Origin of the sequence: Pedobacter sp. JCM 36344, assembly GCF_046546555.1 — a bacterium.
Taxonomy (GTDB): Bacteria; Bacteroidota; Bacteroidia; order Sphingobacteriales; family Sphingobacteriaceae; genus Pedobacter.
Genome location: NZ_JBKHKK010000032.1, coordinates 1 through 4,994, shown reverse-complemented (window position 1 = coordinate 4,994; position 4,994 = coordinate 1). Strand labels below are relative to the sequence as shown.

Sequence of the window (4,994 nt, the reverse complement as noted above, 5' to 3'; positions counted from 1 at the left end):
GTGCTATTATTTTAGAGTCAAGTTCTGACAGACAATACAAAAACAAGAAGAATACAGACTATTATTAATTAAGTTAAGAATGGTCAGCGTTCAGACAACACATTTTACAATGGAGAGTTTGATCCTGGCTCAGGATGAACGCTAGCGGCAGGCCTAATACATGCAAGTCGAACGATAGTTGGGGCTTGCCCCAACGAAAAGTGGCGCACGGGTGCGTAACGCGTATGCAACCTACCTTATTCAGGGGGATAGCCCGAAGAAATTCGGATTAACACCGCATAAAATCACAGCTCAGCATTGAGTAATGATCAAATATTTATAGGAATAAGATGGGCATGCGTGTCATTAGCTAGTTGGCGGGGTAACGGCCCACCAAGGCGACGATGACTAGGGGATCTGAGAGGATGACCCCCCACACTGGTACTGAGACACGGACCAGACTCCTACGGGAGGCAGCAGTAAGGAATATTGGTCAATGGAGGCAACTCTGAACCAGCCATGCCGCGTGCAGGAAGACAGCCCTCTGGGTCGTAAACTGCTTTTATTCGGGAATAAACCTTTCTACGTGTAGAGAGCTGAATGTACCGAAGGAATAAGGATCGGCTAACTCCGTGCCAGCAGCCGCGGTAATACGGAGGATCCAAGCGTTATCCGGATTTATTGGGTTTAAAGGGTGCGTAGGCGGCTTATTAAGTCAGGGGTGAAAGACGGTGGCTCAACCATCGCAGTGCCTTTGATACTGATGAGCTTGAATGAACTAGAGGTAGGCGGAATGTGACAAGTAGCGGTGAAATGCATAGATATGTCACAGAACACCGATTGCGAAGGCAGCTTACTATGGTTTTATTGACGCTGAGGCACGAAAGCGTGGGGATCAAACAGGATTAGATACCCTGGTAGTCCACGCCCTAAACGATGAATACTCGCTGTTAGCGATACACAGTTAGCGGCTAAGCGAAAGCGTTAAGTATTCCACCTGGGGAGTACGCCCGCAAGGGTGAAACTCAAAGGAATTGACGGGGGCCCGCACAAGCGGAGGAGCATGTGGTTTAATTCGATGATACGCGAGGAACCTTACCCGGGCTTGAAAGTTAGTGAATGATTTAGAGATAGATCAGTGAGCAATCACACGAAACTAGGTGCTGCATGGCTGTCGTCAGCTCGTGCCGTGAGGTGTTGGGTTAAGTCCCGCAACGAGCGCAACCCCTATGTTTAGTTGCCAGCACGTTAAGGTGGGGACTCTAAACAGACTGCCTGTGCAAACAGAGAGGAAGGAGGGGACGACGTCAAGTCATCATGGCCCTTACGTCCGGGGCTACACACGTGCTACAATGGGTGGTACAGAGGGCAGCAAGCTGGCAACAGCAAGCAAATCTCAAAAAGCCATTCACAGTTCGGATAGAGGTCTGCAACTCGACCTCTTGAAGTTGGATTCGCTAGTAATCGCGTATCAGCAATGACGCGGTGAATACGTTCCCGGGCCTTGTACACACCGCCCGTCAAGCCATGGAAGTTGGGGGTACCTAAAGTATGTAACCGCAAGGAGCGTCCTAGGGTAAAACCGATAACTGGGGCTAAGTCGTAACAAGGTAGCCGTACCGGAAGGTGCGGCTGGAATACCTCCTTTCTGGAGTAGACTAGACTACTCGCTACGTAAATGATATAAATGACAATTGAATCTCAAATAAGAAAAACCCATAGGATGAAACATCTATATAGTGTTCTCATACTGCAGTAAAGACGAAATAGTCCCGTAGCTCAGTTTGGTTAGAGCACTACACTGATAATGTAGGGGTCAGCAGTTCAAATCTGCTCGGGACTACTATATACTGAATTCTAAGGGGGATTAGCTCAGCTGGCTAGAGCGCCTGCCTTGCACGCAGGAGGTCAACGGTTCGACTCCGTTATTCTCCACCATCACCCGGCCTTAGTATAAAAGGGCAGTAAATAGCAACGGAAATAGATACAGTCCACTAAGATGGAGGTATTGAAATACAATGCGGGGATTGAAAAGTTCTTTGACATATTGGAAGAAGTTAAAAAAGAAGAGCAAACAACAATAGAGACGTTGTTAGCTTGAAGTAAGGAAACTTTATTTACACGTTTAGAAGGCGAACAGAAGGATTTATCCGGATAGGGAGTTTGATTTACAGTTAAGTGATTTAAACCTGCTTTGTAAAGAGCTAATGATTATCAAAAAAAAGCATTTCCATAGGCGCAAAAGGCTATGGGGAGAAGAAAGTAAATAAGAGCACACAGGGGATGCCTTGGCTCTCAGAGGCGATGAAGGACGTGATAAGCTGCGATAAGCACTGGGGATTAGCAAATATGAATTGATCCGGTGATTTCCGAATGGGGAAACCTGGCTAGTTGAAGACTAGTCGTATATAATACGCAAACCTGCCGAACTGAAACATCTAAGTAAGCAGAGGAAGAGAAAATAATAATGATTTCCTAAGTAGTGGCGAGCGAACGGGAAAGAGCCCAAACCATACATGTTACGGCATGTGTGGGGTTGTAGGACTACGATATGATTATAATGCGATGAAGTGGAACAGGATGGGAATCCTGGCGATAAAGAGTGAGAGCCTCGTACACGTAAGTACCATTAGTCTAGTAGTATCCTGAGTACCGCGAGGTCGGAGACGCCTTGTGGGAATCTGCCGGCACCATCCGGTAAGGCTAAATACTCCTGAGAGACCGATAGTGAACCAGTACCGTGAGGGAAAGGTGAAAAGAACCCCGAACAGGGGAGTGAAATAGAACCTGAAACTGTGTGCTTACAAGCGGTCGGAGCGTCCAGGTGGCGTGACGGCGTGCCTTTTGCATAATGAGCCTACGAGTTACTCTTCTCTGGCAAGGTTAAGTGTTTAAGACACGGATCCGAAGCGAAAGCGAGTCTGAATAGGGCGTATAGTCAGGGGAGGTAGACGCGAAACCTTGTGATCTACCCATGGACAGGTTGAAGGTGCGGTAACACGTACTGGAGGACCGAACCGATAAACGTTGAAAAGTTTCCGGATGATCTGTGGGTAGGGGTGAAAGGCTAATCAAACTGGGAAATAGCTCGTACTCCCCGAAATGTTTTTAGGAACAGCGTGGTGGTTAAGTTATATAGAGGTAGAGCTACTGATTGGGTGCGGGGGAGTCAAATCCTACCAAATCCAGACAAACTCCGAATGCTATATAATATACACTGCAGTGAGGCGCGGGGTGCTAAGGTCACGCGCCGAGAGGGAAAGAACCCAGACCATCAGCTAAGGTCCCCAAGTTACAGTTAAGTTGAACTAACGAGGTCCGATTGCACAGACAGCTAGGATGTTGGCTTGGAAGCAGCCATTCATTTAAAGAGTGCGTAACAGCTCACTAGTCGAGCGATCGGGCATGGATAATAAACGGGCATTAAATTGTACACCGAAGCTATGGGTAATATTTATATTACGGTAGGGGAGCATTCCAGCGGCAGCGAAGTTATGACGTAAGTTGTGGTGGAGCTTCTGGAAAAGCAAATGTAGGCATAAGTAACGATAAGGCGGGCGAGAAACCCGCCCACCGAAAGGATAAGGTTTCCTGATCAACGCTAATCGGATCAGGGTTAGTCGGGGCCTAAGGAGAACCCGAGAGGGATATTCGATGGATAACGGTTTAATATTACCGTACTTTTTATAACTGCGATGTGGGGACGGAGTAGTGACACTGCCGCGATCTGACGGAATAGATCGTTGAAAGCTGTAGGTATTGGGACTGTAGGTAAATCCGCAGACTTAGCTAAAGGCTGATAGTACCGCGAGCCTTCGGGTAAGTGGATAGCGCAGGTAATCAGACTTCCAAGAAAAACCGCTAAGCTTCAGGTTATAAAAACCCGTACCGCAAACCGACACAGGTATCCGGGAAGAGAATTCTAAGGTGCTCGAGTGAATCATGGCTAAGGAACTCGGCAAAATGGCCCTGTAACTTCGGGAGAAGGGGCGCTGGTAGCAATATCAGCCGCAGTGAAAAGGCCCAGGCGACTGTTTAACAAAAACACATGGCTTTGCAAAATCGAAAGATGAAGTATAAGGCCTGACACCTGCCCGGTGCTGGAAGGTTAAGAGGGGATGTCATCCGTAAGGAGAAGCATTGAATCGAAGCCCCAGTAAACGGCGGCCGTAACTATAACGGTCCTAAGGTAGCGAAATTCCTTGTCGGGTAAGTTCCGACCTGCACGAATGGTGTAACGATCTGGGCGCTGTCTCAGCCATGAGCTCGGTGAAATTGTGGTCCCGGTGAAGACGCCGGGTACCCGCAACGGGACGGAAAGACCCCATGCACCTTCACTACAATTTAACATTGACATTGGATACAGGATGTGTAGGATAGGTGGGAGACTATGAAGCGGGCTCGCTAGGGTTCGTGGAGTCAACGTTGAAATACCACCCTTTCTGTATTGGGTGTCTAACTCCATCTAATGGAGGACATTGTTTGATGGGTAGTTTGACTGGGGTGGTCGCCTCCAAAAAGGTAACGGAGGCTTTCAAAGGTAAGCTCAATACGCTTGGTAACCGTATGAGGAGTGCAATAGCATAAGCTTGCTTGACTGTGAGACAGACAAGTCGATCAGGGTCGAAAGACGGATATAGTGATCCGGTGGTTCTGCATGGAAGGGCCATCGCTCAAAGGATAAAAGGTACGCTGGGGATAACAGGCTGATCTCCCCCAAGAGCTCATATCGACGGGGAGGTTTGGCACCTCGATGTCGGCTCGTCACATCCTGGGGCTGGAGAAGGTCCCAAGGGTTCGGCTGTTCGCCGATTAAAGTGGCACGCGAGCTGGGTTCAGAACGTCGCGAGACAGTTCGGTCCCTATCTGTTGTGGGCGTTGGAATTTTGAGTGGGGCTGACCTTAGTACGAGAGGACCGGGTTGGACTAGCCTCTAGTGAATCTGTTGTTCCGCCAGGGGCATTGCAGAGTAGCTACGCTGGGAATAGATAAGCGCTGAAAGCATCTAAGTGCGA

General features: G+C 48.5%; 2 tRNA genes and 2 rRNA genes. All 4 read left to right on the top strand.

Annotated elements, in window-relative coordinates:
• Nucleotides 1-106: 106 nt before the first annotated feature.
• Nucleotides 107-1,627 (top strand): 16S ribosomal RNA (locus tag ACHFIZ_RS17740).
• A 120-nt stretch (nt 1,628-1,747) separates the two neighbouring features.
• Nucleotides 1,748-1,822 (top strand) — tRNA-Ile (locus tag ACHFIZ_RS17735).
• An 18-nt stretch (nt 1,823-1,840) separates the two neighbouring features.
• Nucleotides 1,841-1,917: transfer RNA gene (locus tag ACHFIZ_RS17730), tRNA-Ala, on the top strand.
• Nucleotides 1,918-2,235: 318 nt separating this feature from the next.
• Nucleotides 2,236-4,994 (top strand): 23S ribosomal RNA (locus ACHFIZ_RS17725); the annotation flags it as partial.